22 protein-coding genes and 4 pseudogenes are annotated in these 26,171 nt (G+C 63.0%); 9 read left to right on the top strand and 17 right to left on the bottom strand.

The features are described from left to right. Window positions 1–87: 87 nt before the first annotated feature. The 6 genes and pseudogenes from BVER_RS03595 to BVER_RS03575 form a co-directional block, all read right to left on the bottom strand. Complete coding sequence (locus tag BVER_RS03595; protein WP_157055914.1) at window positions 88–690, bottom strand: hypothetical protein; 603 nt, start codon at window positions 688–690, stop codon at window positions 88–90. Window positions 691–781: 91 nt separating this feature from the next. Then, on the bottom strand, window positions 782–1,417 hold the full coding sequence (locus tag BVER_RS03590) for an RES domain-containing protein (RefSeq protein ID WP_157055913.1): 636 nt from the start codon (window positions 1,415–1,417) through the stop codon (window positions 782–784). After that, on the bottom strand, window positions 1,414–2,277 hold the full coding sequence (locus BVER_RS03585) for a hypothetical protein (RefSeq protein ID WP_198155149.1): 864 nt from the start codon (window positions 2,275–2,277) through the stop codon (window positions 1,414–1,416). The genes BVER_RS03590 and BVER_RS03585 overlap by 4 nt, the downstream gene beginning before the upstream one ends. 321 nt (window positions 2,278–2,598) lie before the next feature. After that, a pseudogene (locus tag BVER_RS33325) lies at window positions 2,599–2,761 on the bottom strand (IS4 family transposase); the annotation flags it as partial. Window positions 2,762–2,784: 23 nt separating this feature from the next. Continuing rightward, entirely contained in the window at window positions 2,785–2,946 is a 162-nt protein-coding gene (locus BVER_RS29785; protein ID WP_083452028.1) for an H-NS family nucleoid-associated regulatory protein, read from the bottom strand. A 247-nt stretch (window positions 2,947–3,193) separates the two neighbouring features. Then, window positions 3,194–4,885, bottom strand: coding sequence for a site-specific integrase (locus tag BVER_RS03575; protein WP_050452112.1), 1,692 nt, complete (start codon window positions 4,883–4,885; stop codon window positions 3,194–3,196). A 150-nt stretch (window positions 4,886–5,035) separates the two neighbouring features. Here BVER_RS03575 and BVER_RS03570 point away from each other — a divergent pair. Next, window positions 5,036–6,523: pseudogene (locus tag BVER_RS03570) on the top strand (DHA2 family efflux MFS transporter permease subunit). A 42-nt stretch (window positions 6,524–6,565) separates the two neighbouring features. Here BVER_RS03570 and BVER_RS03565 read toward each other — a convergent pair. The 4 genes and pseudogenes from BVER_RS03565 to BVER_RS03555 form a co-directional block, all read right to left on the bottom strand. Further along, window positions 6,566–8,644, bottom strand: coding sequence for a putative bifunctional diguanylate cyclase/phosphodiesterase (locus tag BVER_RS03565; protein ID WP_050452111.1), 2,079 nt, complete (start codon window positions 8,642–8,644; stop codon window positions 6,566–6,568). A 118-nt stretch (window positions 8,645–8,762) separates the two neighbouring features. Then, a pseudogene (locus tag BVER_RS03560) lies at window positions 8,763–10,043 on the bottom strand (phospholipase D-like domain-containing protein). 107 nt (window positions 10,044–10,150) lie between these two features. Beyond that, window positions 10,151–10,426 (bottom strand): hypothetical protein, encoded by a 276-nt coding sequence (locus BVER_RS35475; protein ID WP_332309058.1) that lies wholly within the window; start codon window positions 10,424–10,426, stop codon window positions 10,151–10,153. 3 nt (window positions 10,427–10,429) lie between these two features. Continuing rightward, window positions 10,430–10,948 carry a DUF4410 domain-containing protein gene (locus BVER_RS03555; protein ID WP_332309057.1) on the bottom strand — a complete coding sequence of 173 codons (519 nt, stop codon included), beginning with the start codon at window positions 10,946–10,948 and terminating at the stop codon, window positions 10,430–10,432. Between the two features lie 235 nt (window positions 10,949–11,183). Between BVER_RS03555 and BVER_RS03550 the strand changes: the two genes are divergently transcribed. Further along, window positions 11,184–11,975 carry an SDR family NAD(P)-dependent oxidoreductase gene (locus tag BVER_RS03550; protein WP_050452110.1) on the top strand — a complete coding sequence of 264 codons (792 nt, stop codon included), beginning with the start codon at window positions 11,184–11,186 and terminating at the stop codon, window positions 11,973–11,975. A gap of 3 nt (window positions 11,976–11,978) precedes the next feature. On the opposite strand, the gene BVER_RS03545 is transcribed toward BVER_RS03550, so the two are convergent. Further along, the gene (locus BVER_RS03545) at window positions 11,979–13,412 is read right to left on the bottom strand and encodes a UdgX family uracil-DNA binding protein (protein WP_050452109.1); all 1,434 of its coding nucleotides are present in this window, start codon (window positions 13,410–13,412) and stop codon (window positions 11,979–11,981) included. Window position 13,413: 1 nt separating this feature from the next. After that, a pseudogene (locus BVER_RS03540) lies at window positions 13,414–14,623 on the bottom strand (putative DNA modification/repair radical SAM protein). A gap of 164 nt (window positions 14,624–14,787) precedes the next feature. Here BVER_RS03540 and BVER_RS03535 point away from each other — a divergent pair. Both BVER_RS03535 and BVER_RS03530 read left to right on the top strand, forming a co-directional pair. After that, entirely contained in the window at window positions 14,788–15,009 is a 222-nt protein-coding gene (locus tag BVER_RS03535) for a hypothetical protein (protein WP_050452122.1), read from the top strand. Window positions 15,010–15,122: 113 nt separating this feature from the next. Beyond that, window positions 15,123–15,386: a hypothetical protein gene (locus tag BVER_RS03530; RefSeq protein ID WP_050452108.1), complete on the top strand. Its 264-nt coding sequence runs from the start codon at window positions 15,123–15,125 to the stop codon at window positions 15,384–15,386. Window positions 15,387–15,396: 10 nt separating this feature from the next. Here BVER_RS03530 and BVER_RS03525 read toward each other — a convergent pair whose 3' ends face one another. Together BVER_RS03525 and BVER_RS03520 are read right to left on the bottom strand one after the other, a co-directional pair. Continuing rightward, window positions 15,397–16,353: an aldose 1-epimerase gene (locus tag BVER_RS03525; RefSeq protein ID WP_050452107.1), complete on the bottom strand. Its 957-nt coding sequence runs from the start codon at window positions 16,351–16,353 to the stop codon at window positions 15,397–15,399. Next, a complete protein-coding gene (locus tag BVER_RS03520) occupies window positions 16,350–17,138 on the bottom strand; it encodes a phytanoyl-CoA dioxygenase family protein (RefSeq protein WP_050452106.1) in 789 nt (262 codons plus the stop codon). Before BVER_RS03520 ends, BVER_RS03525 begins: the two co-directional genes overlap by 4 nt. A gap of 215 nt (window positions 17,139–17,353) precedes the next feature. On the opposite strand from BVER_RS03520, the gene BVER_RS03515 reads away from it, so the two are divergent. The 5 genes from BVER_RS03515 (at window position 17,354) to BVER_RS03495 (ending at window position 23,126) form a co-directional block, all read left to right on the top strand. Then, a complete protein-coding gene (locus BVER_RS03515; protein ID WP_050452121.1) occupies window positions 17,354–18,427 on the top strand; it encodes a LacI family DNA-binding transcriptional regulator in 1,074 nt (357 codons plus the stop codon). A gap of 104 nt (window positions 18,428–18,531) precedes the next feature. After that, on the top strand, window positions 18,532–19,530 hold the full coding sequence (locus BVER_RS03510) for an ABC transporter substrate-binding protein (protein ID WP_050452105.1): 999 nt from the start codon (window positions 18,532–18,534) through the stop codon (window positions 19,528–19,530). Between the two features lie 83 nt (window positions 19,531–19,613). Further along, on the top strand, window positions 19,614–21,176 hold the full coding sequence (locus BVER_RS03505; RefSeq protein ID WP_050452104.1) for a sugar ABC transporter ATP-binding protein: 1,563 nt from the start codon (window positions 19,614–19,616) through the stop codon (window positions 21,174–21,176). Continuing rightward, window positions 21,166–22,155, top strand: coding sequence for an ABC transporter permease (locus BVER_RS03500; protein ID WP_050452103.1), 990 nt, complete (start codon window positions 21,166–21,168; stop codon window positions 22,153–22,155). The genes BVER_RS03505 and BVER_RS03500 overlap by 11 nt, the downstream gene beginning before the upstream one ends. Window positions 22,156–22,169: 14 nt before the next feature. Continuing rightward, window positions 22,170–23,126: an ABC transporter permease gene (locus tag BVER_RS03495; RefSeq protein WP_050452102.1), complete on the top strand. Its 957-nt coding sequence runs from the start codon at window positions 22,170–22,172 to the stop codon at window positions 23,124–23,126. 21 nt (window positions 23,127–23,147) lie between these two features. Here BVER_RS03495 and BVER_RS03490 read toward each other — a convergent pair whose 3' ends face one another. The 3 genes from BVER_RS03490 to BVER_RS03480 form a co-directional block, all read right to left on the bottom strand. After that, entirely contained in the window at window positions 23,148–24,542 is a 1,395-nt protein-coding gene (locus BVER_RS03490) for an MFS transporter (protein WP_050452101.1), read from the bottom strand. Window positions 24,543–24,747: 205 nt separating this feature from the next. Continuing rightward, window positions 24,748–25,002, bottom strand: a complete 255-nt coding sequence (locus BVER_RS03485; RefSeq protein ID WP_050452120.1) for a DUF6723 family protein — start codon at window positions 25,000–25,002, stop codon at window positions 24,748–24,750. A gap of 252 nt (window positions 25,003–25,254) precedes the next feature. Beyond that, entirely contained in the window at window positions 25,255–26,163 is a 909-nt protein-coding gene (locus BVER_RS03480; RefSeq protein ID WP_050452100.1) for a tetratricopeptide repeat protein, read from the bottom strand. Window positions 26,164–26,171 lie beyond the last annotated feature (8 nt).

Raw genomic sequence — 26,171 nt, 5'->3', positions numbered from 1 at the left:
CTGCCGACGCTTCGCCGATCACCTCGCGGTGACCTGCGCACGGCTCGGGGCCGATGTGGTTCGCTACTCCTTCATCGCAGTGGACTTTCACCACCTACTCCTTGCCGGTCTACCGGCGCACTCAGAATTTTTGTCAAGCAATGCGCCAGTGCTGACCGCTGAAGGTGTATTCAGAAAAACCACGCATTCGCAGCTGTCAATCATCTGTGTCAGCGCGGTCGACAACATCATATGGACGTGGCTGGTCGACCGATTCCGCATGTCATAGCTGTAGGTCGTATCATTCAGCATGCAGTACCGGTTATCGATCGCCCGCAACAGGTCATTCGTATGCCCCCACACGCAAGAATCTATGAATGTGGTCAATCCGAAAGTCTCGTGAAGCCAACCTGCCATACCCACAGCGATTTTTTCATCGCTGTGAGAATGCGAAATGAACACGTCCGCACTGCCTTGACCGAACCAATCAGCTTTAACCTTCAGCCCGTTAATCACGTCGTTTTGAATGTGAGACGAGATTGCGCTGTGAATAGACTTCTTCTGGTTACTGAAAAGCTCGTCACCTGCATTCTCCCAGGATTCAAATGTTTCCGAATTGACATTTTTTAGGTTAAAAGCACGGAACACGGCGGATCTTTCTTTAGGAGTTGTTGAGCCCGGATGCAAGCTATCGGACATGAGCGCAATCACGATGGCGCTTCGTTGACCTTGACGCCCGAGAACGGGTTTTGAAAAAGTATGCGGGCCGATGTCGATCGGTAGGTCGCTAGCATCTGTACTGCTAACGGATTTCCTCAATGTCTGCATTGTCCGCGAGGAACGATTTCCACTCGTCATCTTCGATGAGCAAGGGATACGGGTCTGCCGAAGTAATGCTCAACCCGACCGTCCGCTTATGGTGATGCCAAAGTGCATAAACACGACCGGGCTGGTTTCGGTGGAAAGACTCCCAACTGATGCCGTGAATGATGTTGCCGTATTGCATAAACAGCGCGTGCGCCGCTTCCTGGTAGGGCTCATACCCGGCGAACTTTCTCTGACCTCCAGCGAGCCCCAAGGCCGATCGGTTTCTTGCACCGTCTATTGGCACAAACAGGGCTGGGCCGGCAAAAGCGTATCGAACCACTCGATACTTCGCCGCACGCTCGCTCGACCATGTGTAGTGATCCGTCGTATCCGCTGACAAGATATGGCACTCGATCGCAACTGTCGGCAGCGTGTTGGCCATGTACATCACCGCATATTCATCTTTGTGACCAGCCGGTGGATCGACGCGAAGGTTGCGGTATTTCGCATCCGGCGGGTCCCAATCTCCGCCCGGATGCGAAAACAGGCGTACAAGTGGTTGGCTGTTTGGGTCAAGCAGTTCCAGCTCGAGCTCACTGCCACAAATCGCAGCCCGTGCCGCCGAACTCATGATGCAAGGACCGCCGCGTATGCCTTAGCTGCCTGAAGCACCGCTTCCAACCGTTCCGCGGGCGATGCCGACAAAAACTGCGCGGCATCGTCGGCAAGCACTCTCTGAGAAGTCAGCTTTCCGAGAATCGCTTCCATGGGAGAAAGCCCAGCCAGAAGATCACTTGGCGAAGTAAAGAATGTGTAGGCAGCCGCCCCTTCCGGCCTGCCAAGCGCATCGAGCGCCTGCTTGAGCGGCTCACCGGAGATACCCCCCCACGCCTGGAAGACTGGATACTCGCGACCGCGCTTGCGGCCAGGTCGCAGCACGGAGAAAAGCTCTCCGGCTTTTTCGCGTTGGCGAACGGACTCGTCTCCAATTCCTCCAAGCTCTTGCCCCATCGCGACCGCCGAAAGGAGCCGAGTTGGATCGTCCTGCAACGCTGCCGACACCGCCTGGGGCATCTGCTCGCGCACGCACTCAATAACGCGCTCTACTTCGATCTGCCGTTGGACCAGACGGGTTTCGACCATTGTCTCGACCCACGACTGCAGCAACTCAAGGACGGACTCATTCAGGCCAGCTCCTCGCAGCGCCTTAACGTGCGCGTTGTTTGCCCGCTCGAGCGCCTCATCTATGACGTTGTGGCTGCGAAGTTGCGCCGCGACACGCTCAATGATCGAGTCAGAAACTGCTGGCAGCCCTGAGACAGCCGCGCTTGCAAGCACAACGTGCAATTGGTCTTGTATGGAGAATGAGCCACTGCGTCCCGGCTTAAACCCGGACAGCACCTGCACGATGCCCTGCTCAACCGATGCCAGGTAATCGATGCGCTGACGCGGTGATCCGTCCGCATCCACCGAAAGAAGCGACATTGGCATATGGCCCTCCTAGAGTCCGATTCACGACAACTAGAGAATAGTGTAGCCCATATTGGCTTACTTGGCTTATTTTTCAAATGATCGACTGGTACGCAGTTGGCACCAGCCTTCCATTGCGCCCCCAATTTATCTGCGAAGCGTAGCCGACGTCTGATCCGCCGTAGCCACCTAGCTGTTTCTGACCGATTTCCCTTTTTTCCAAGAATATTGCGAGTGCGTAGCCAAGGCGCCAAAGATTGAAAGTCCCCGCCTCCGGCGTCACTCGGCAGCTGGCAATAGGGAGCAGGGCCAGATGGAGAAGTGGCACCGTGCGCCTTTGATCTTGGCTCTCGGATAACTGGCGACCTTGCCACTGGCATAGCCCTGCGCCAAAGTGCTCGTGGTTGGCCGCCCTGTCAGGGGTCCGCAGCGTGGTGCCATCCATCGCCCACAAACTCAAATCCTTGAACGCACGATGGGCCGCGTCCTGAGTCGTCCATGCGCGTGGCCACTCCGGCCATTGAAGACTTATTTACGACCAGCGCCTGGCTTACGGAAATGAGCGGCGATATCGTCCGGCGTAAGACCGTGCTTCTCCATTAATTCACGAATCTTTCCGAATACTGTCGAAGATTCTTCCTTCGGGACTGCTTCCGCTTCAGCCTGAAGCTTTGCGATCTTGTCCTGCAAGCGCCTTGAGCGTAGCCATCGATTCCCCCTTATTGGTCATCGTCGCACTATGCCACAGCATGCCTGGAATGGACACGTCGGGCACCTAGACTGGTGCCCGTATTGAATGAGTTTTTCAACAGAAAAAAGAGTGCCGGTCCGCAAAAGTGTGCAGCAGGCGCTTAGCGTTGGAAAGAAAGCCGATTCCCATATAGCTGCAAGGTTCAATTCCGCGTGGCAACGCGTCTGCCGACTATCGCTTCCTCGATTACCTTGCACCGAAAGCATCCATCAGTTGCCGCGCGCGTTTCACGTCATTCGAGTGGAGATAGATCGAGGTTGTCGCAACTGAGGCGTGCCGCAGGTTATCGCGAACCGTGGTGAGTTCCGCACCCTTGGATAGTGCGAGCGACGCATGCGAATGACGCATCCAATGAGAGGTTGCCGTACGCAACTTCTCAGCCAACGGTGGGTGCTCTGCCTCAAGCGCATCGACCATCTGCTTAAAAAACCGTTTCAGAATCGCCCACAGCCGCACGCCGGTAATCGCATTTTCACTGTCCTGGTCGAGATTGCCCACAAGCGGCGTCTTCGGATTCCAGCGATTCGGCGAGACCGGCAGTTGTCGCGCCAGCAAATAAGTCGTGAGCGCATTCCACGCAAGCGGCGGCAAGGCGACCTTCCCTGTTTTGTGACCTTTTCCCGTGACGAGTAGCCAATGCGCGCCGCGCGGGTCCGTCTCGACTTGCCGAAGCGTCGTGCCAATCAACTCGCCGGCACGCAGCCCCGTCGCCAGCCCAAAATCAAGCAAAAACCGAAGTCGATGTGCCGCAGGGGCTGTCCAGCCATACGACCACTCGAGGCCATCGGCCATGGCGCGTATGACGAGCCACTCGCCTTCGGTGAACGCGCGTGACGCGTCGAGCGCGGCCGCGCGAGCTGCGCCACGAACTTTGATGCCCGCAAACGGGTTCGCCAGGACATAGCGCTGCTCGATGAGCCAGCGAAACAGCGCATTCAGAATCGACAGCGCATGCGCGACCGATCGCGTGGACAGCGCACCTGCGAAAGGACGCCAATCCGGAGAACTGCGCGGCCGCAACGGTCCGATCCATCGGGCGTGTGGCGTGGGCCGGCGCAGAAACGCGCGGTACGCCACAGCGTCTTCGGTGGTCAACGACGACAGCGCCCTGCTCCGCTCAATGATGGCCCACAGGATCAGTCGCTCGGCTTCCTTCCGATATGTGCGCTGCGTCGCCGGCGACTCGTGGAGCGATAACCACGCCCGTACCGCCTCGTAATCGTTGTTGGCGTCCAGCGTGCAGCTGGAAACGGGCGCTCTAAAGGTGCCCGCCGACCCATCGACCTCATGCGGCAGCTTGAGTGCCTCCCACGGCACGACGATGCCGCGCGATTCCGCCAGAATCAACGCGCGGGCGCGTTCCGTCAGCGCGGGATGCGCGGCGAAGAAGGCCTCGATGTCTCGGGCGCTGGCCGCGCCCAGGTCAGGAATGACCGTCCACCACTGACGCCGACGCGGAATGCGCACCGTAAGGTCCGCTAGCGTGACGATGCCGTACGCCTGTAATGCGCGCACGGCGCGCGGCGAAAACCATTGCTCGACGGGATCCGCGATGTCCGGCACCGGAACCTGCCCGTGGCGCAGCGCTTCGATGGCCTGTCCGGCTGCTTTCGCGTGGCGATCCCGCTCGGCCTCCGGATGACGCAGCACGTCGGTCAGGTCCGCGCGCTTGAGCTCCACGGCCCGCGCGATGAGCGCGCGGCGAACTCGGCCGATCGCGCCGCGCGAGGATTTCGCAGTCTCATTCGGCAGGAAGCGCTTCACCGCCTCGCGCGACGACAGGCCGGCGTACCACGCCCGCAGCGCCGCCAGCTCATCCTCCGTAGGTATCGGCAAATTGGGTGAACCAGGATCGAAGGATGACAGACGCGTTTTCATAAACGCAAGTTTAGCGCAAAAACACAGCTATGAGGATAAGAATACTTATCATAACCTCACTTACGATTTCGAGCCGCATCGCAGCGGCCCTGGCCCATGTCCGCCTCCGCAGCCTCGCAGGAAACCGCCGCCGTCCCGCTGAACCGCACCATGCTGACCGTCTCGATCATGCTCGCCACGCTGATCCAGACGCTCGACAGCACCATCGCCAACGTCGCGCTGCCGCACATGCAGGGCACGCTGTCGGCGTCGCAGGACGAGATCACCTGGGTGCTGACGTCGTACATCGTCGCGGCCGCGATCGCCACGCCGCTGACGGGCTGGCTCGCGGACCAGTTGAGCGTCAAACGTTTGCTGTGCATTTCGATCGCCGGATTCACGGTGGCGTCGGCGCTGTGCGGCTTGTCGGAAACCTTGACGCAGATCGTCGCGTCGCGGCTGTTGCAGGGAATTTTCGGGGCGGCGCTGGTGCCCTTGTCGCGGTCGATCCTGCTCGACATCAATCCGCCCGACAAGCAAGGTCAGGCGATGGCCATCTGGGGCATGGGCGTGATGGTCGGCCCGATTCTCGGCCCGACACTCGGCGGCTGGCTGACCGACAGCTACAACTGGCGCTGGGTGTTCTTTATCAACGTGCCGATCGGCGCGTTCGCCTTGTTCGGCGTGTTGACCTTTTTGCCGACGCAGGAAGCGCGCCGCACCGTCAAGTTCGATGCCTTCGGGTTCGTTACGCTGGGACTTGCCATCGGCGCGTTTTAGGCGATGCTCGATCGCGGCGAACAGCTCGACTGGTTCGGCTCGATGGAAATCCGCGTCGAGGCGATTCTCGCGGCGGTCGCGTTCGTGTTCTTTATCGCGCATACGGCGACGGCGGGCGCGCGCTCGTTCTTCAAATACGAGTTGCTGAAGGATCGCAACTTCGCGACGGGCACCTGCTTCATTTTCGTGATCGGCGCGGTGATGTATGCGACCCGCGCGCTGCTGCCGCCGATGCTGCAGAACCTGATGAACTATCCCGTCGCGACGACCGGTCTCGTTACCGCGCCGAGCGGCGCCGGCACAATGGTGGCGATGTTGATCGCGGGACGGCTGCTCAAGCGCATCGACGCGCGCGTGCTGTTGCTCGCGGGCTTTCTGATCTCCGCCTTCGCGCTCTGGCAGATGATGCAATGCACCATCGTGCTGTCGGCGTCGGATATCGTGTGGCCGGGGGTGATTCAGGGCTTCGGGCTGGGCTTCGTGTTCGTGCCGCTATCGGCGCTGACCTTCTCGACGCTGACCGCGCACTTGCGCGCCGACGGCACCGCGACGTATAGCCTGATGCGCAATATCGGCAGCAGTATCGGCATTTCGATCGTGCAGACGCTGATGACGCGCAACACGCAGGTCGCGCACGCGGACCTCGCCGCGCAGATCACGCCCTTCAATCCGCTGATGCAGCCGATGCTCGCCAACGGCTCGATGCAGGATATCGCGATGCTCAATCAAAGCATCACGCAGCAGGCCGCGATGATCGCGTATCTGAACGACTTCAAGCTGATGTTCGTGGCGACGCTGCTGGTCGTGCCGCTGATTCTGCTGATCCGGCCGATGAAGAAAGTGGCGGACGAGTCGATCGCGCATGCGGCGATGGATTGATGCGCGATTGATGCGGCTTGATGCGTTCAGCGCGCAAGCGCTTCACGCATCGATTTCCTTCTTCTCCAGCAAATCGCTGAACGCATCCGCCGACAGCGGTTTCGCCAGCAGGAAACCCTGCATCTCGTCGCACATCATGTCTTCCAGACGATCGAGCTGCGAGCCCGTCTCGACGCCCTCCGCGACGACATCCATATCGAGCGAATGCGCCAGCGCGATGATCGCCGATACGATCGCGCGCCCTTCCTGACCGTTCTCGTCCAGCCCGTTCGTGAAGAAGCGGTCGATCTTCAGCTGCTTGGCGCGGAAGCGCTGCAAATACGCGAGACTCGAATAACCGGTGCCGAAATCGTCGATGGCGATCTCGAAGCCGTTCTCCTGGAATGCGTGAATCATCTCGATGGTGCGCGGCGCGTCCTGCATCGCCACCGTCTCGGTGATTTCGAACATGATCTGCTCGGGCGCGATGCCCTGCTCGCGCACGATCTTGAGCATGCTCTGCACGAGATCGGCCTCGCTTATCTGACGCGGCGACAGATTGATCGCGACCTTCACCGCCGGACGGCCTTCGGCGCGCCACTTCGAAATATGCCGGCAGGTCTCGCGCACGACCCAGTAGCCGATCTGCACGATCTGCACGATCTGCCCCGAACGCTCGGCGATCGGGATGAATTCCATCGGCGTGAGCAGGCCCATCTCCGGATGATTGAGACGGATCAGCGCTTCGGCGCCCGCGAGTTCGCCGCTCTTGCCGCAGAATTTCGGCTGGAACAGCAGATAGAAATGCCCCGAGCCCAAAGCTTCGTGCAGCGCCTGCTGGATGCGCAGCGTGCGCACCGCCGCCTCGTTCATGCTCGCCTCGAAGAAGCGATAGGTGCTGCGGCCGCCGCGCTTGGCTTCGTACATCGCGACGTCGGCGTGCTTGAGCAGCGAATCCACCGACATGCCGTCCTGCTGGAACAGCGCAATGCCGATGCTCGGCATCACCTGCAACGGATGGCTGCCGGCGAGAATGCCCTTGCGCATCGAATCGAGGATGCGTTCCGCCATTTTTTCCGCATCGGTGGCGACGTTGAGGTTCTCCAGCATCACGACGAATTCGTCGCCGCCCAGACGCGCGACCGTATCGCCGCCGCGCACGCATTGCAGCAGACGCTTCGAGAACGCCTTCAGCACTTCGTCGCCGACGGTGTGGCCCAGCGAATCGTTGATGGTTTTGAAACCGTCGAGGTCCATGAACAGGATCGCGAAACGGCTGCCGGTGCTCGTCGCGTTCAGAATCGAGCGTTCGATGCGCTCGGTCATCGTGCGGCGATTCGGCAAGTCGGTCAGCGTGTCGAAACTCGCCATATGGACGATCTGCCCGTTCAGGCGCGAGATCGAACCGGCCAGCACCGACGTGTGCGCGTCGTAGCGCGACAGCACCAGCGTGATCGACAGAATCGCCAGCGTGAACAGCGCGACCGTCGTCGCGAGCCAGCGCGCGTCGATGCCGTTGGCCGCGCCGCACACCGAGCCGGGCAGAAAGTTGGCCGCCGCGTTGCCGGTGTAGTGCATGCCGCAGATCGCGATGCCCATCACCAGCGCCGCGCCCGTGCGCTTGAGCAACACGTTCTGCTGGTTCGAATCGGACAGCGTCCGGGCGATCCACAAGGCCGCGCCCGACGCGACGATCGCGATCACGATCGACGCGGCGAACAGCAGCGGATCGTAGCTGATCGCGGGGAACATCTTCATCGCGGCGTCGCCGGTGTAGTGCATCGCGGCAATGCCGATGCCCATCGCCACGCTCGACACGATCAGTCGGCGCGCGGTGAGCTTGGCGCCGTTGATCACGCCCAGCGCGAAGTACGACACGACGACCGCGATCGCGAGCGATCCGGTGGTCATCCCGATGTCGTAGCCGAGCGGAATGGGCAACTGGAAGGACAGCACGCCGACGAAGTGCATCGACCAGATGCCGATGCCCATCGATGCCGCGCCGCCCGCCAGCCAGACGTGGCGCGTGCGCGAATTCGAAAGCGCTGCAAGCCGGCCCGAAATATCGAGCGCGGTAAAGGAAGCCAGAGTCGCGACGACCAGTGACGCCGCGACGAGCCATAAGTTGTAGGTGCCGTGCATATGGATGCCGTTAAGGACAGACTCGTTTGCGTAAGCGTCTTATCGGCGCGGCACCCCGGACCTTTAGCCCGGTCCGGTACTTTTTTTCGATGAACTTTTGTCTGATATAAGGCGCCGATCAAAGCTCCGGATCGAGCAGCGCGGCCACGCGCTCGAGCGCCTTTTCCATCAAGGGCCGGCGACGCCATTCGTCCAGCGTGATGCGCCGCGAACGCTTCAGATCCTCCGCGACGATTTCCGTCTGACGGCGTGCGAACGCGCGATCGTAAATGTTCAGGTTGGCTTCGTCGTTGAGGCGAAACGAGCGCGGATCGAAATTGGTCGAGCCGACCGACACCAGCCACTCGTCGACCACCATCAGTTTGCAGTGGAACATCGTCGGCTGATATTCGTGCATCTCGACGCCCGCCTCCAGCAGATCGCCCCAGCACGCGCGCGATGCCTCGCGCACCGTATGCGTGTCGATGCGCTTGCCCGGCGTGATCACGCGCACCTGCACGCCGCGTTTGCGCGCCTCGACGATGGCGTTGATCGTCAGCTTGTCCGGCACGAAGTACGCGCTCGACAGATGAATCGAATGCGTCGCGGCGGTGATTGCCATCAGATACATCAACTGCATGTCGTCGCTGCCGCCGGAGAGCGAACTGCTGAACATGTGCGCGAGGCCGTCGCCAGGTCCGGTGAGCGGCGCGATATCGGGAAAGTACTGCGCGCCGTGCAGCACGTTGCCGGTCGCCTTCACCCAGTTGTCCATGAACACGGCCTGCATCTGTCCGACCGCCGGGCCTTCGACACGAAAATGCGTATCGCGCCAATGTTTTTCGTCCTGCGCGTGGCCGGTCCATTCCTCCGCGATCCCGACCGACGCCGCCCGTAAAACCGATGCGTCCGTCGATCACCAGCAGCTTGCGGTGCGTGCGGTCGTTCATGCGGCCGAGCCCGGTCCAGTGCGGCGATACTGCACGACTTGCGCGCCCGCGTCGCACAGCATGCTCAGGTAGCGCTTGTCCATCTTCGACGAACCGACCCAGTCGAGCAGCACATGCACCGCGATGCCCGCGCGCGCCTGATCCGCCAGCGCCTGCGCCACGCGCTCGCCGATTTCGCCCGACCAGTAGATAAACGTTTCGAAGGTGATCGTATGCCGCGCAGCGCGGATGCCGTCGAGCATCGACGGAAAGATTTCGTCGCCGTTGACGAGCACCTCGAAGCGGTTGCCGGCGACGACGGGCGGCCCAAGCAGCAGGCCCATCGAACGGAGAAATTGCGGTTCGTCGCTGGCGTAGAGCCGTTCGATCTTGTGTTCGACCTTCTTTTCGCCGCTCGTCAGATTGGCGATCACCAGCACGACGATGACGGTCGCGACGACCGTCAGGAGAATGGCAGCGATCATCGGCATGCGCGGGCCTCGCGTGGGCGGAGATTCGTGCCTTCGCTGACTGCAAGACGCGTGCCTGCTGGTGCCTGAAGGTGTCGGATGGCATGCCGATTGCGCTGTCGAAAAGCTTACGCTCCCGTCTTGCCCATCCAGCCTTGCGCCGCGCCGATCTCGCCGATCTGTTCCGCTATCTTGTCGCCGAGACGCTTGCCGTCCGATGTCACCGTCGTGCGCTTCGTTTCGGTCGCCGCATGCACGCCGCCCGAGACCGCCAGCGACGTCGCCGCATGCCCTGCCGCCGCGCCGATGCCGACCATTTCCGCCATGCCCGGCGCATGGCCGCTGTCGGCATCGGCGTCGAAGGCTTCGATCAGACGCGGCGTGCCGTGCGCCGGCTTGTACATCAGTTACACGGTCGCGCCGACCTTGCTCTGTCCCGCGCCGAGGCCGATCAGCATGCGGCGGCGGCGATTGCCCGCGTCGATGCTGTCGATATCGCCGGTGACGACCAGTACGTTCTGATCGTCGGGCGGCGGCACGTTGGCGCGGATCGCGCGCAGGCCCATCGACTGCAGTTTGGCGACGATCGCATCGGCGACTTCGTTGCGCGCCTCGCCCGCTTTTTGCACCTGCTGCGCCTGTTGCTTGGCGGCGCTGTCGTCGGAGAAGGCATTCGTCAGTTTGGTCACCATGCCGTGATTGTCGAGCTGCACGTTGCCGGCGTCGCTCGAGAATGCGTAGACGTAAATGTTGTCGGGACGCGCGACGGCCGCGGCCGCCGGCGGCACGATGCCGTCCGCATCCGCATCCGCATCCGCATCCGCGACCGTGCTCGCGCAGCCGGCGACCAGCGCCGTGCCGACCAGCAGGCTCGCGACCAGCGCGCGTTTGGCTTTGTCCGCGATACGTCGAATCGGGTAAGACATGTCACACCTCCAGGAATCGTTTGACGACACTATGGACGAAGGCTTCCGAGGTGGCTATCGACGAATTATGTCGCGATGTTTCATCCATTTGATACGGCATCCTTATTATTTGAGGCGCGTGTTCGCGGCACGGTTTGAGTAGACTTTTCCGGCTTCTGGTTAACTGCTGCTCACGCATGCGCACTCGCGCGCGCCCCGCATGCACCTTTTCGCCATATTTTTCGAAGGAGCCAGAATGGACCTCAAGATCGCCAACAAGCTCGCGCTGGTATCGGGCTCGACCAAGGGCATCGGTCACGCCATCGCGGTGGCGCTCGCGCGCGAGGAAGCGCGCGTGATCGTCAACGGCCGCTCGCAATCGTCCGTCGACGATGCCATCACGCGGCTTCAGGAACTCGTGCCCGATGCGCGCGCCGAAGGTTTCGCCGGCGACATGTCCAATCCCGCCGATGTCGATGCGCTGGTCAAGCGCTTTCCCGAAGTCGATATCCTCGTGAACAACATGGGCATTTTCGATCCGAAGCCCTTCGAGGAGATTTCCGACGACGAATGGCAGCGCTTTTTCAATGCCAACGTGATGTCGGGCGTGCGTCTGTCGCGCGCGTATCTGCCGAAGATGAAGGAAAAGAACTGGGGGCGCGTGGTCTTTATCAGCAGCAAGAGCGGCATTCAGATTCCCGTCGAAATGATTCATTACGGCATGACCAAGACCGCGCAACTGGCGTTGTCGCGCGGCCTCGCGGAGACGTGCGCGGGCACCGGCGTCACCGTCAATTCCGTGCTGCCGGGACCGACGAGTTCCGAAGGCGTCACCGAGTTCGTCAACAAGCTGAGCGGCGGCAAGAGCTTCGAAGAATTCCAGAAGGAATTCTTCGAACAGGCGCGCCCGAGTTCGATCCTCAAGCGCTTCATCACGCCTGAGGAAATCGCCAATATGGTGGTGTACGTGTGCTCGGAACGGTCGTCCGCGACCAATGGTGCGGCCTTGCGCGCGGATGGCGGCGTGGTCCGCGCGGCATTCGGCTGAGGTTCAACCGGTAAGCGAGCGCGCCTGTTCCAGAGCCGCGACGATGGCCGCGACGTTTTTTTCGCGCGCGGCATCGTCGTTCTGACGCAGCGCGTATGACGGGTGATAGGTCGCGACGATCACCTTGTCGCCATACGGCGTCACCCGGCCGAGATGCGCCTGCAAGGTCGCGCGGTGGCCGAGCAGCGCGGCCAGCGCCGTCGCGCCGAGCGTGACGATCACGCGCGCGCCGATATCGTGCAGCTCGCGCTCCAGCCAGTACGCGCATGCCTCGACTTCCTGCTGCCCGGGCGTCTTGTGCAGACGGCGCTTGCCGCGCGGCTCCCACTTGAAATGCTTCACCGCGTTGGTCAGATACACCTGCTCGCGCGGCACGCCGGCGCGCCGCATCGCGTCGTCGAGCAACTGGCCCGCCGGACCGACGAACGGCTCGCCCTTCAAATCCTCCTGATCGCCCGGCTGTTCGCCGAGCAGCATGATGCGCGCGTCCGACGGACCCTCGCCTGCCACGGCTTGCGTCGCGTGCCGCCATAGATCGCAGCGGCGGCAGTCGTCGAGCGATGTCGGCGCATCCCGGGCGGGCTGGGCATCGAGCGCATCGACCTGAACGGCCTTGCCGCCGAGCGCGCCAACATGCTGCGCCTGTCCGACCCGGCGCACTCCGCCGCGCGCCTGACTGACGAGGCTGGGAATCAGCGCGCCTTCGGGCAAGCCTTTCCAGAAACGCACCGGCATATGCTGCTCGAGCGCGGATTCGTTCAGCCGCGCCGGATTGAAGATGCTGCGGTAGTAGGTCATCCACAGTGCTTCGGCGGCATCGGGCGTGTCGCATTGGTGATCGGCGGCGAAGTTGCGGCGGCGTTCCAGATGCAGATGCGCGACGTCGAACATCGCCGCGCCATCGGGCGTGGTGATCAGCCAGGTCGAGCGCCCCATGCGCGCCGCAAAATGCTCCGCGCCCCACGCGAGCACGTCGTGATCGGGCTCGTACCACGCGACATATTCCGGCGGCCCGAGCGATGCATCGCGCTGACGGAAACGCACATAGGCGATCATGTCATGCTGTACGCGACGCACGGATTTCGCCATCTTGTTGAGACGCGCGCCGTCTTCATCGGCGGGAGAGGCGGACGAGCGATCGCCCTGCGCCCAGCGCCACAGCACGCGATACAGAAAGCCCCAGCGATTCGGATCGCGAAAGTGCGAGGCGTCCTTCAGTTGCGAGGCGAGTTCCTTGGAGATGCGCACGGGCGATGCTTCGGCGGGTTTTGGCGGCGCAGTTTCGGCATCGGTTTGCGCATCGAACAGCGACAGCGCGGCGGCATCGTGACGCTCGACGCGCCATTCGATCGATTCGGGCGTCCAGCCGTGCGCGAGCGCATCGCGCGCGGCGTTGTGCCACGCGTCGAAGTCGTCGTCGATCGAAATGACGTGCACGTCAGATCAGCGAAAGCTGCACCGGACCGGTGGAAAGCGAGCGCCGCAAATGGTCCGATTGCGCCTCGCGCAGCGGCGGCCGGTAATCGTCGGTGACGACGAAAGGCTTGACCTTCTCCATGCCGCAGCGCAGCCGCACGAGATCCTGATAGCGCACGCGCCGCGCGCGCCGCAATTCGACGATGCGCTTGGCGTTGCGCATGCCGATGCCCGGCACGCGCGCGATCATCCGCAAGGGCGCGCGGTTGAAATCGACCGGAAATTGCTCGCGATGCAGCAGCGCCCACGCGAGTTTCGGATCGACGTCGAGCGGCAAATTGCCTTCGTTGCCGAGCAGTTCGGCGGCGGCGAATCCGTAACCGCGCATCAGAAAATCCGCCTGATACAGCCGATGCTTGCTCAACAGCGGCGGCGCCTTCGCCGGCACGCCGGACAGGCTATCGGGTATCGGGCTGAACGCCGAGTAATAGACGCGCTTGAGCTGATACGAGCCATACAGCGTTTCCGCTGTGCCGAGGATGGTGCGATCGTCGGTTTCGTCCGCGCCGACGATCATCTGCGTGCTCTGCCCAGCCGGCGCGAAACGCAGCGCGCGGCTCCGCTTCCGACTCTTCGCTCGCCATGCGGATATTGCCCATCGCGAGCTTGATGGTGCGGCCGCTTTTCTCCGGCGCGAGCCGCGCGAGACTGATCTCCGTCGGCAACTCGATATTCACGCTCAGCCGGTCCGCATAGCGCCCGGCCTGTTCGATGAGTTCGGCGTCGGCATCCGGAATGGTCTTGAGATGGATATAACCGCGAAAACCGTGCTTCTGCCGAAGCGTCTTGGCGACGAGCACGAGTTGCTCCATCGTGTAATTCGACGAGCGAATCACGCCGGAACTGAGGAACAGGCCGTCGATGTAATTGCGGCGATAAAAGTCCATCGTCAACGTGACGACTTCATCGGGCGTGAAGCGTGCGCGCGGCACATTGCTCGAACGGCGATTGACGCAGTACTGGCAATCGTAAAGACAAAAGTTCGTCAGCAGTATCTTGAGCAGCGAGACGCAGCGCCCGTCCGGCGTGAAGCTGTGACAGATGCCCGAGCCGGTACTCGCGCCCAGTCCGTCGATACCGCGCGATTCGCGCTTCGGCGCGCCGCTGCTGGCGCAGGAAGCGTCGTATTTGGCGGCGTCCGCGAGCACTTCGAGCTTTTCAGACAGTTCCATTCAGGTGTAATACTGTATGTTTATACAGTATTCTAAGAAGTTGGCGTGGAGAACGCAATCAAGTTGTTTCCGGCTGATGAGTCGCACGCGCCGCGCCTGCTTTTGCATTGCTCTTCGTTCGATACGAACATCCGGTCCCGCCGGATGCGTTTATGGAGATCCGCATGCGCTTCGACTACCGCACGTTCCATATCGACTGCACCGCTCGCCACGACGACGACGGCTCCTACTATGCGCACGCCCGCATCACGCGCGCGCCGGATGAAGCCGCGCCGCACGTCGAGGTCTTCGAGTCGGGCGATCTCGATGGCTTCGCGAGCGAATGGGACGCCGTGCATTGCGCGCGCGCGTGGGCCATCGAATGGTGCGACGAGGTGCTCGCCTGACTCGTGTGTCCTTTCCTGCGCGGCACGGTGATTGCGGAATGTAAGCGACGCCGCGCGTTTTCGTCATGCGGCGCAATCAGACGCGAAAGCGAATCCACTCACGGGAGGACAACATGAAGAACGTCAAGAAAAGCTTGCTGATGTCGGCGCTGGTGATGAGTCTGTCGAGCGTCGCGTTTGCGCAGGGCGCGGGCGGCGGTGGCGGCAATGGCGGCGGCAACGGCGCGGGTCAGGGCGGCGCGGGCATGAGCACGCCGAACGCAAACGGCGTCACCGGCTCGACATCCGGTGCGTCGGGCGCAAGCACGATGGACTCGTCGAAATCCAACGGCAAGATGATGCACAAGAAGAAGCAGTCGTCGGATAGCTCGAACTAAATCTTGTGCTTCACACCACGCGCTGCGTCGTCAAGGCGAACGCGGCGCGTATCGTTTCACCCGGTTGCAGCACGCCGCCGCCCTTCTGCGCGCGCGCCACATCCAGATTGATCCAGTCCGCGACATTGCTCACCGGCTCCACGCATAGCTCGTCGGGCAACTGCTTCGGCGCATAGATCACCATGAAATCGAACGGCGCGCCGGCGCTCAGCGTGACCGCGCGATGTTCGTCGGGCCACGCGATCGTCACCGCGCGATTCCAGCCGACGAAGTGATTGTCGAGATCGAAGGCATCGGCGGATAAGCCTTGCGGAGACTTCAGCGCTTCGACGCTGCCGTGCGCGGCGAGATGCGTCGGCAAAGGATCGGGCGTGCCGTGCCACATCTCATCGACGTGCGCATGGACGAATGTGTTCGCCGTGCGCGGAAAATACGGGTGATGCCCGATCCCGAACGGCATCGGCCGATCAGCAAGATTGCGCAGCGTCATGGCGATATGCAGCGCGTCGGCGTCGAGCACGATCTCTTGCGACGCTTCGAAAGCAAACGGCCACCGATGCCCCGCTTCATCCGATAGCGCGTGCTGAAAATGCAGCGTCGCGCGCGTCTCCGTCGACTCGCCCACGCGCCACGGCCGACGCCATGCATTGCCGTGCAGCGCATGCGGAAAGCGGTTTCCATCGTCCGACAGATCGACCGGCTCGCCATCGAACACGAAGCGCGCATCGCGGATGCGGTTGCAATACGGCAACAGCGGAAAGCTCGCCATGCCGAGCGCGTTGTGCGCGGCGAGCATCGCCTCGGTGGCGGGACGCAGCCAGTGGATCACGTCCGCGCCGCGCGTCTCGTAGAACGCCGCCACCGCGCCGCCGACATGCGGCGCGAGCAACACGCGGCGCGCGCCGTGCCGCAACTCGACCAGCGGTTCGCCCGCGGGCGCGGCGAGAGAAAAGAGATCGGCGCTCAATATGCAAACTGCCTGTAATTTTCGTCGAAAATGCGCGCCGTTTTTTCGACCTGAGGATTGAAACGCAGCAAACGCGCCGCGCGCGGCGGCAAGCCGGCGAGCACATCGCGCGGCACGTCGATATGCACCTCGGGCCGGAAATACCACGCGCGGCTATAGCCGATCACGACCATCGGACGCGGCGTGCCGGTGAAATTCGGCGTGCCGCGATACAGCCCGCGCACGTCGCGGATCATCACGTCGCCGAGTTTCATCGGGATGCGTTCGGCAGCGATACGTCCCGCTTCGAGTTCGGCCATCGCTTCGTCGCGCGACAGGCGATGGGTGCCGCGCGTGGTTTCGAGCGGGCCGTTTTCATCGTCGACATCGACCAGCGGAAAATTCACGGCGAGTTGAAACGAAGGCGTTTCCGGCGCGTCGTCGAACAGTGGCGGCGTATCGCGATGCCAGTCCTGATGCGTCGAGCCGAGCATCGGCGTGTCGGTGGCGAGCTGGCACATCACCGGATCGCGCCCGGCCACGCGCTCGACGATGCCGACGACATCTTCATCGCAAACGATCGACGGATCGGCGAACAGGCCTTCGAACGGCAGCGTCACGTAATAGCGCCACGGCCCGCGATTGCCGTTCGCGTTCTCCGCGACATGCGGCGCGAGCAAGGGCTCGAACGCCTCGCGCCAGGCCAGCATCAGCGCACGCGGAAAATGCTCGCGCAGCACGACGAAACCATCGCGCTCGAAGGAAGCAGCCAGCGCGTCTCGCGTGCGTTCGTCGTATCGGCCCATGCGCGTCTTCTCCGTCGGTTCGAACAGAGAATCACACGGCTGTAATCCAGTCGTCAATATTATTAGTAATAGTCGGTGAAAACCCCGATTCGATTGGCCTGACGCGGGGCTGTTCCATGACTAATATTAGTGGTAACTTTGCTCGACCCGATGTTTCGAGCCCCTGTTCAAAGTCAGTTGAGTCGATGAAAAAAACCGCGCAACGCCGCCCGACGATGACCGATATCGCGAAACTCACCGGAGTTTCGCAGTCGACGGTTTCGCTCGTGCTGAACAACGCGAGCGGCGCGAAATTTTCCGACGCCACGCGCGACAAGGTGCTGCGCGCCGCGCACGAACTCGGCTATCGCATGACGCAGCGCAAGCCGGTCGCCTTCACGCCGCAGGACACGCCCGACACGCCCAGCGAACGCAATCTGATCGTCTATCTCGCCGACGAAATCTCGACCAGCCCGCATCCGGTCGTGAGCATCGACGGCGCGCGCGATGCCGCCTTCGCCAACAATCGCATGCTCGCGGTCTATTCGACGCACGGCAACGCCGAGATCGAAGCGCGCGTGCTCGACGCGACGCTCGGCAATCCGAACGTGCTCGGCGTGATCTACGCGACGGTGTTCACGCGCCGCGTGACGGTGCCCGCCGCGCTCGCCCAAATGCCGACGGTGCTGCTCAACTGCTATTCGAACGATGCCAACGTGTCCTCGGTGGTGCCGGCGGAAGTCGCGGGCGGCCACACGGCGACGGATCATCTGCTGGCGGCGGGGCATCGGCGGATCGGCTATATCAACGGCGAGCCGTGGCAGGACGCCGCGCGCGATCGTCTGAAGGGATATCGCACCGCGCTTGCAACCGCCGATCTGCCGTTCGCGCCCGAACTGGTCCGCGAAGGCGACTGGGGTCCGGCCACCGGTTTCGAAGCCACGCTCTCGCTGATGCGCGAAGCCAATCCGCCGACCGCCATCTTCTGCGCCAACGACCTCATGGCGATCGGCGCGATCGAAGCCATCAAGCAACTCGGCCTGCGCGTGCCCGACGACGTCTCCGTGCTCGGCTACGACGATCAGGAAATCGCCCGTCATACGCATCCGCCGCTTTCGACCGTCGTGCTGCCGAACTACGACCTCGGCCGCTGGGCCGTCGAAACGCTGCTACAGGAAGAACACAATCGCGCGGCCGGCGCGCCGGTACGTCGCCGCACCGTCAAACTCGACGGCCCGCTGGTCGAGCGCGGCTCGGTCAAGGTGCTGAGCGAAGCGCAGCAATTCGCGGCTAATAATATTAACGAATGACAGGCATCAGGTAATAAAACTCTCGCAGCAATGCAGACCGGGCAACACAAGCATCGGCATCACAACAAGATAGAAAGAAGCAACCATCCCTATCGGAGGAAGACATGCTGTCGCCAAACAAGAAACCGGGCTTGCGCCCGCTCGTCGCTGCACTGACCGCACTCACGCTCGCCGCCGGACTGACCGCCGCTCACGCCAACGACGGCCTGCCGAAAATCCCGAACAAGAAGCCGCTCAAGGTCGGCTTCGCGCAGACGGAGAGCAACAACCCGTGGCGTCTCGCGGAGACCAAGAGCTTCAAGGACATCGCCGCCAAGTGCGGCTGGCAGATGGTGATGACCGACGCCAACAGTTCGGCCGCCAAACAGGTGTCGGATATCCAGAGCATGATCGCGCAGCACGTCGATCTGCTCGTGTTCCCGCCGCGTGAAGAGAAACCGCTCGTGCCCGTCGTGATGCAGGCGAAAAAGGCCGGCATTCCGGTGATTCTCGTCGACCGCAACATCGATCAGTCGATGGCGAAGGCCGGCCGCGATTACCTCACCTTCATCGGCTCGGACTTTATCGATCAGGGACAGCGCGCGGCCGACTGGCTCGTCAAGTCGACCGGCGGCAAGGCGACCATCATCGAACTCGAAGGGTCGACGGGCGCCTCCGCCGCGAACGATCGCAAGAAGGGTTTCGACGACGTGATCGCGAAGAATCCGGGCATGAAGATCGTTGCGTCGCAAAGCGGCGACTTCGCGCGCGACAAGGGCCGTCAGGTCATGGAAACGCTGTTGCAGGCGCATCCCGACGTGACCGCCGTCTACGCGCACAACGACGAAATGGCGCTCGGCGCGATCGCCGCCATCAAGGCCGCGGGCAAGCAGCCGGGCAAGGACATCACCATCGTCACGATCGACGGCACCAAGGGCGGACTCGAGGCGATCAAGGCCGGCGAACTCGGCGCGAGCGTGCAGTCGAGCCCGTTCTTCGGCCCGCTGGCCTGCGACGTCGCGCAGAAATACGCCAAGGGCGAAACGATTCCGCCGTGGGTCAAGGTCTCGGACCGCTTCTACGACAAGAGCAACGTCGACGAGAGCATGAAGTACGGGTACTGAGCATTCGCTGTGAAGGTGCTTGGCGAGCGTACCCGGCTTAACCGGGCGCGCTCGCGTTTTCATCTGATTCGGAACGCCACGCGATGCCAGACACTCCCCTACTCGACATGCAGGATATCGACATCGCGTTCGGCGGTGTCGCCGCGTTGAAGCGCGCGCGTCTGACGGTCAAGGCCGGCGAAGTGCACGCGCTGATCGGCCAGAACGGCGCGGGCAAATCGACGCTCATCAAGATCCTGACCGGCGCGTATCGCAAGAGCGCGGGCAATATCCGCTTCGACGGACGCGAAGCGGATTTCCGCACGCCCAAGGAAGCGCGCGCGGCAGGCATCAGCACGATCTATCAGGAGATCAATCTGGTGCCGTTCCGCTCGGTCGCGGAAAACATCTTTCTTGGCCGCGAGCCGCGCAAGTTCGGTCTGATCGACTGGAAGACGGTGCAGCATCGCGCCAACGAACTGCTCGAATCGTTCGGGCTGAAGATCGACGTGAAGAAGCCCGTGCGCGACTATTCCACCGCGATTCAGCAGATGATCGCGCTGGCGCGCGCGGTGTCGTCGGACGCGAAGATGGTGATCATGGACGAATCGACGTCCTCGCTCGACGAACGCGAAGTGGAACTGCTGTTCAACGTCGTGCGCCGTCTGCGCGACGACGGCCGCGCGGTGATCTTCGTGTCGCATCGGCTCGACGAACTGTATGCGCTGTGCGATCGCGTCACCGTGATGCGCGACGGCCAGACCGTCGCCGAAAGCAGCATGCAGGAGATGGACAAGCTCAAGCTCGTCACGACGATGCTCGGGCACACACTCGCCGCCGTCGTGCAGGAAGACAGCGCGGTGAAGGAAGCGAATCTCGCCAAGCGCGGCGAAGTGGCGTTGAGCGCGCAAGGGCTCGCGGCAGGCACGAAAGTCACCGACGTCACGCTCGATGTCCACGCGGGCGAAGCCGTCGGGCTGGCCGGTTTGCTCGCCTCGGGGCGCACGGAAACCATGCGTCTTTTGTTCGGCGCGGATCGTCCCGCGAAGGGCACGGTCGCCGTCGACGGCCGGGACGCGGCGTTCAAATCGCCGAAAGATGCGATCGCGCGCGGCATCGCCTATCTCACGGAAGACCGCAAGGCGGAAGGCATCGTGCCGGAGTTGTCCGTGCGCGACAACCTCACGCTCGTGTGCCTGCCCGCGCTGACCAGACGCGGCGTCGTCGATGTGGCGAAGCAGAAGGAAATCGTCGACGGCTTTATCGAATCGCTCGACATCAAGCTGCGCTCGCCCGATCAGCCGATCCGCGAACTGTCGGGCGGCAATCAGCAGAAGGTGCTGCTTGCGCGCTGGCTCGCGACGCATCCGCGACTGCTCCTGCTCGACGAACCGACGCGCGACATCGATGTCGGCGCGAAGGCGGACGTCGCGAAGATCGTGCGCGAATTGCGCGATTCGGGACTGGCGGTGCTGTTGTCCGCATCGGAACTGGAAGAACTGACGGCGGTGGCCGACCGCGCGGTCGTGATCCGCGACGGCGAAACGGTCGCCACGCTCGACGGCGCGCAGATGAGCGAGGCATCGATCATGGATGCGATCGCTTACGGCGCGGGCGAGCAATCGACGCTCGCCGAAGCGGTGGAGGACGCCAAGCATGATCGATAAGACGCAACCCGCGGCGGCCGTGATGGCGGCGGAACCGCCCAGAAAGAAACGCGGCATCGCGATCCAGCGAGAGATCGTCGTGCTCGTCGCGATGATCGTGTTCAATCTGCTGTTTACCGAGCACTTCTGGTCGCTGCAGACCTTCAACGTGAATCTCACGCAGGTGGTGACGATCGTGATCGTCGGCATCGGCATGACGCTGGTCGTGGCGACGGGCGGCATCGATCTGTCGGTGGGCGCGTCGATGGCGATCTCCGGCGCGCTCGCGCCGATGCTCTTCATGAATATCGCCGGGCCGACGGGCATCGTGCTGGCGTTCACCTTGCCGATCGTCGCGGCGGCGCTGTGCGGCGTGTTCAACGGCTTTCTCGTCACGCGGCTTCGCGTGCAGCCGATCGTCGCGACGCTCGTGCTGTTCATCGCGGGACGCGGCATCGCGCAGGTCGTCACCGACGGCAGTTTGCAGGCGTTCACCAACCCGGCGTTTCAGTGGATCGCGCTCGGCAAGGTCGCGGGCGTGCCGTTCCAGATTCTGCTGATGCTCGCGCTCGTCGCGGTCTTTACGTGGATCGTGCGCAAGACGCTGTTCGGCAAGTATCTGCTCGTCACCGGCGGCAACGAGGACGCGGCGTATCTGTCCGGCATTCCGACCGCACGCGTCAAGATGATCGCGTACACCGCGTACACCGCGTACACCGCGTGCGCCGCGCTCGCCGGACTCGCTGGGCTGATTTCGATCTCGGTGAATTCGTCGTCGGATGCGAACGTGGTCGGGCTCGGCGTCGAACTCGATGCGATCGCGGCGGTCGCGGTCGGCGGCACGGCGCTGACAGGCGGCAAGGCCTATATCACCGGCGCGCTGATCATTCAACTGCTGCGCTACACGCTGCTCGCGCACGGCATTCCCGATGCGGCCGCGCTCGTGATGAAGGCGGCGATCATCATCGCGGCGGTGTACGTGCAACGCAAGCGAGGCTGACTCCGGATTCCACGATGAAAAAGAACCTGCCGATACTCATCGCGCTCGCCGCCCTGCTGCTGCTCGGCGTGACGCGTTACGAGCACTTCGCCGACGCGTACAACATCACGTCGTTCTGGCGCTACAACTCGATGTTCCTGCTGATTTCCATCGGCATGGCGTTCGTGATCATCACGGGCGGCATCGATCTGTCGGTGGGCGCGGTGGCTGCATTAGCAAGCGTCGTGGCGGCGCTGGCGAGTCCGCATGGCGGCGTGGTCGCGGTGCTCGCGGGCGCGGGCGCGGGGCTGGCGGTCGGCGTGCTGAACGGCATGGTCATCACGCATATGCGGATTCTGCCGTTTATCGTCACGCTGGCGACGAGTCTCGGCGCGCACGGTCTCGCGCTGCTGCTCGGCCATAACGATGCGGTCGCCATCTCGTCGGATACGAGCTTTGCGAACTTCGGCCAGGGCGATCTGTTCGGCCTGCCGATTCCCGGACTCGTGTCGCTGGCGGCGGCGATCGTCGGCTGGATCGCGCTGCGGTCGTCGCGCTTCGGGCGGCATGCACTGGCGATCGGCGGAAGCGAGGAAGCGTCGCGGCTGATGGGCCTGAACGTGGATCGCACGCTCGTCGCCGTGTACGCGGTGAGCGGGCTGCTTGCCGGTATTGCGGGCGCGATCCTCGCCGCGCAGTTCGGCGCGGGCCAGCCGAACAAAGGCGTCGGCTGGGAACTGTTCGCGATCTCCGCCGTCGTGCTCGGCGGCACGCGCCTGACCGGCGGCGATGGCTCGATCGCGATGACCATCGCCGGCGTCGCGCTGCTCGGGCTGGTGTTCAACCTGCTCAATTTCGAGAACTGGCTCGGGTATATCAGCCTGTCGGCGTACTGGCAGTCGGTGATTCGCGGCGCGTTCCTGCTGCTGGTGATCGTGCTGCAGGCGCGCGTGCTGAATCGCGGCGGGACGGCGGTCAAGGTCGCGCATTGAGCGCCACGCCATCGCCGTGTTTTAGGCGTGGCGATGCTCCGCGTCATGCCATGCGTCGTCGTGTTCGCCTTCGTGCGGCTGTCCCGAAATCTCGCGGCCGCGCAGTGAGCAACCGACCGTCTCGGTGACGAACAGCAAGGCCACCGCGCCGACCGCGCACGCGCCCATCATGTAGTACGCGGGCACCAGCGTGCTGCCGGTTTTGCCGATGAGCCAGTCGGTGACCATCGGCGCGGTGCCGCCGAAGATCGACGTCGACACGTTATAGGCGATCGCCATGCCCGCGTAGCGCACCTGCGTCGGGAACATCGCCGAAATGCTCGCGAGTTGCGGCACGTAGAGCAGACCCAGCACCGCCAGCCTGATCAGCGCGCCCGCGATGCCGTGCGACATCAGCGAGAACATCGGTACGGCTGCGACGAACAGGCCGACGGGCGACAGCCACCACACGCGCTTGCGTCCGATGCGATCCGACAGCGCGCCGGAGAACGGCAGCAGCACCATCATCGACAGCATGCCGATCAGCGGCAGCAACAGCGACAGGTTTTCGCTCATGCCGAGTTCCTTCTTCATGAAGGTCGGCATATAGGCGAGCAGCACGTAATTGACGACATTGAGCGCCACCACCAGCCCGCCGAGTTGCAGCAGCGGACGCCAGTAATTCGCGAACAGTTCGCCCAGCGAGACGCCCGGAACGTCCTCCTGCCTGCGCTCCGCCGCTTCGGCGCATTCGCGGAACACCGGCGTGTTTTCCATCTTCGAACGCAGATACAGACCGATCAAGCCGAGCGGCGCGGCCACGAGGAACGGCAGACGCCAGCCCCAGGCGTGCATCGCGTCCTGGCCGAGCGTGACGGAGCAGGCGAGCATCAGCAGCGCGCCGAGCGAAAAGCCCGCGAGCGTGCCGAATTCGAGAAAGCTCCCGCAGAAGCCGCGCTTGTGATCGGGCGCGTATTCGGCCATGAAGGTCGCCGCCCCGCCGTATTCGCCGCCGGTCGAGAAGCCCTGAATCATCCGCAGCACGACGAGCGATACCGGCGCCCACACGCCGATGCTCGCATACGACGGCAACAGCCCGACCGCGAGCGTCGCCAGCGACATGATGACGATGGTCAGCGCGAGCACGTGCTTGCGCCCGAGCCGGTCGCCGAGCGGTCCCCAGAACAGGCCGCCCAGCGGACGCACGAGAAACGAGATCGCGAAGGTGGCGAGCGCGAACAGCGTCGCCTGCGCGGTGCTGCCGGGAAACAGCGCGGCCGAAATATACGTGAGGCCGTAGCTGTAGATGCCGTAATCGAACCACTCGGTGGCATTGCCTATTGCCGATGCGGCGACCGCGCGCTTGAGCGGTCCGCGCGCGGGCGCATCGAAGGAGCCGGGCTCCGCCTGGGTCGGGATTGCTTTCACGTCGCTCATGATCGTCTTCCGGATGCGTCAGTGATCCGGTGCCGCGCCTCACGGATTCATCAGGCACGACACCTCCATGAATCCACGATACAGACGCATGACACTCGAACCGCATGTCCTAGGACGATCGAAACGCTGGGGTTTTCCCCGAACTTCCGGGTGTTATTGCCGCGTGCGCCGCCGATGTTGCGGGGCTTCTTGCCGCATCGCCCGCTTATGGCTCGGGATTGACGATATCCGCTTCGACGAGCCGTTGTCCGAGCGCCTGCGCGGCGCGTCGCGCATCCTCGCTGGATTCGAACGGGCCGATGGTCTCGCAGCCATCGAACGGATAGAGCTGGCGCTTGTCGCGCTTTCTCACCACCTTCAACGTGCCGACGTGCATGCCCGTCGCATTGACGACATAGGACGCATAGATATCGAAGCCTTCATAGATCGAGCCTTCGGAGATGGGCGTGGATTTCGGCATGGGTTGGAACGAGTCGGACGAAGAGCGCTCAGCAATGCCGAGCCGGACGAAAAACACGCGGACGAGCGCGGCGTCGCGCCGTCGCATGGGGCGCGATGAACGGGGAAAAAGGAAGGGAATCGGGGCGCTCGGGGCGGCACGCTGCTGCCATATGTCTACTCCGTGAATGTCCGGAGGGAACAGCAATTAGCGTACCGCGCGAGCTGAGGTGAAGCGGGCGTTGCGCCCGTGGTGCGGCGCTCGGCCGCGAGATTACGCGTCTTTGGACGCGGCCTGCAACACGTTGAAGCTGGACTGCACGCCCTGCTTCTCGCCGGCGCGACAGTTGAGGACGAAGTTCAGCATACCGTTGGACACTTCATCGTCCGGACGCAGCGCGAGCCCTTGCCTGATCGCGGCTTCCGCTTCGTCCAGACGCCCCATGTCGAGCAGCGCGTTGCCCAGACCGCGACTCGCTTCGAAAAAGACCGGACGCAACGCCAGCGCTCGCCTGAACTGCAACTCGGCGGTGGGCAGATCGAAGCGGCGCTGCGAGACATTGCCGAGACCGCAATACGCTTCGGCGCAGCCGGGGTGCAATTCCAGCGCCCGCTCGAACATCGCGTCGGCGTCGCGCAGACGGTTGGCGGCGAAGAGCACGTCGCCCAGGCCGAGATGCGCTTCCACCATCTCCGGCCGAACTTCTATACAGCGCCGCAACGCCGTTTCAGCCTCGCTCAAGCGATTCTGGATGCGCAGCACATCGGCCAGCGCGCACAGCGCTTCGGGCATATCGGGATGATCGACGAGCGCTTGTCTGAACGCGTCTTCGGCGGGTGCGATCCGCTCCTGCGACCTCAACGCGCCGCCGAGCAGCAGACGCGCGAACGCCATATCCGGACGAATCGCGAGCGTGCGCCGCGCCGTCTCTTCCGCTTCGGCGAAGCGCCCGAGATCGAGCAAGACGAGCGTGAGATTCAGCGACACTTCGGCGGATTCCGGCTGCAATGCCATGGCCTGACGCAGCAGCGGCTCGGCCTCGGCCGCTCGGCTCTGCCGACGCAGCACGAGCGCCAGATTGTTCATGGCCGCGACCGAATCCGGCCGTTGCGCCAACTCCGCTCGAAGCTTCGTTTCCGCTTCTTCCAGCGTCATGGCGTTCTGGTTAGTTTGCTCATTCATGGGACGTG

Source organism: Candidatus Burkholderia verschuerenii (assembly GCF_001189365.1).
Lineage (GTDB): Bacteria > Pseudomonadota > Gammaproteobacteria > Burkholderiales > Burkholderiaceae > Caballeronia > Caballeronia verschuerenii.
This window is presented reverse-complemented; position numbering and strand designations above follow the sequence as displayed.

What these genes read in the sequence shown, in the direction of transcription:
- BVER_RS35475 (WP_332309058.1), bottom strand. Translation starts at nt 10,426, where the DNA reads ATGTACAAGCCGGCGCACGGCACGCCGCGTCTGATCGAAGCCTTCGAC.
- BVER_RS03530 (WP_050452108.1), top strand. Translation starts at nt 15,123, where the DNA reads ATGAAGAACGTCAAGAAAAGCTTGCTGATGTCGGCGCTGGTGATGAGT.
- BVER_RS03575 (WP_050452112.1), bottom strand. Translation starts at nt 4,885, where the DNA reads ATGAAAACGCGTCTGTCATCCTTCGATCCTGGTTCACCCAATTTGCCG.
- BVER_RS03480 (WP_050452100.1), bottom strand. Translation starts at nt 26,163, where the DNA reads ATGAATGAGCAAACTAACCAGAACGCCATGACGCTGGAAGAAGCGGAA.
- BVER_RS03510 (WP_050452105.1), top strand. Translation starts at nt 18,532, where the DNA reads ATGCTGTCGCCAAACAAGAAACCGGGCTTGCGCCCGCTCGTCGCTGCA.
- BVER_RS03500 (WP_050452103.1), top strand. Translation starts at nt 21,166, where the DNA reads ATGATCGATAAGACGCAACCCGCGGCGGCCGTGATGGCGGCGGAACCG.
- BVER_RS03535 (WP_050452122.1), top strand. Translation starts at nt 14,788, where the DNA reads ATGCGCTTCGACTACCGCACGTTCCATATCGACTGCACCGCTCGCCAC.
- BVER_RS03550 (WP_050452110.1), top strand. Translation starts at nt 11,184, where the DNA reads ATGGACCTCAAGATCGCCAACAAGCTCGCGCTGGTATCGGGCTCGACC.
- BVER_RS03565 (WP_050452111.1), bottom strand. Translation starts at nt 8,644, where the DNA reads ATGCACGGCACCTACAACTTATGGCTCGTCGCGGCGTCACTGGTCGTC.
- BVER_RS03515 (WP_050452121.1), top strand. Translation starts at nt 17,354, where the DNA reads ATGACCGATATCGCGAAACTCACCGGAGTTTCGCAGTCGACGGTTTCG.
- BVER_RS03520 (WP_050452106.1), bottom strand. Translation starts at nt 17,138, where the DNA reads ATGGGCCGATACGACGAACGCACGCGAGACGCGCTGGCTGCTTCCTTC.
- BVER_RS03485 (WP_050452120.1), bottom strand. Translation starts at nt 25,002, where the DNA reads ATGCCGAAATCCACGCCCATCTCCGAAGGCTCGATCTATGAAGGCTTC.
- BVER_RS03495 (WP_050452102.1), top strand. Translation starts at nt 22,170, where the DNA reads ATGAAAAAGAACCTGCCGATACTCATCGCGCTCGCCGCCCTGCTGCTG.
- BVER_RS03590 (WP_157055913.1), bottom strand. Translation starts at nt 1,417, where the DNA reads ATGAGTTCGGCGGCACGGGCTGCGATTTGTGGCAGTGAGCTCGAGCTG.
- BVER_RS03505 (WP_050452104.1), top strand. Translation starts at nt 19,614, where the DNA reads ATGCCAGACACTCCCCTACTCGACATGCAGGATATCGACATCGCGTTC.
- BVER_RS03585 (WP_198155149.1), bottom strand. Translation starts at nt 2,277, where the DNA reads ATGCCAATGTCGCTTCTTTCGGTGGATGCGGACGGATCACCGCGTCAG.
- BVER_RS03555 (WP_332309057.1), bottom strand. Translation starts at nt 10,948, where the DNA reads ATGTCTTACCCGATTCGACGTATCGCGGACAAAGCCAAACGCGCGCTG.
- BVER_RS03490 (WP_050452101.1), bottom strand. Translation starts at nt 24,542, where the DNA reads ATGAGCGACGTGAAAGCAATCCCGACCCAGGCGGAGCCCGGCTCCTTC.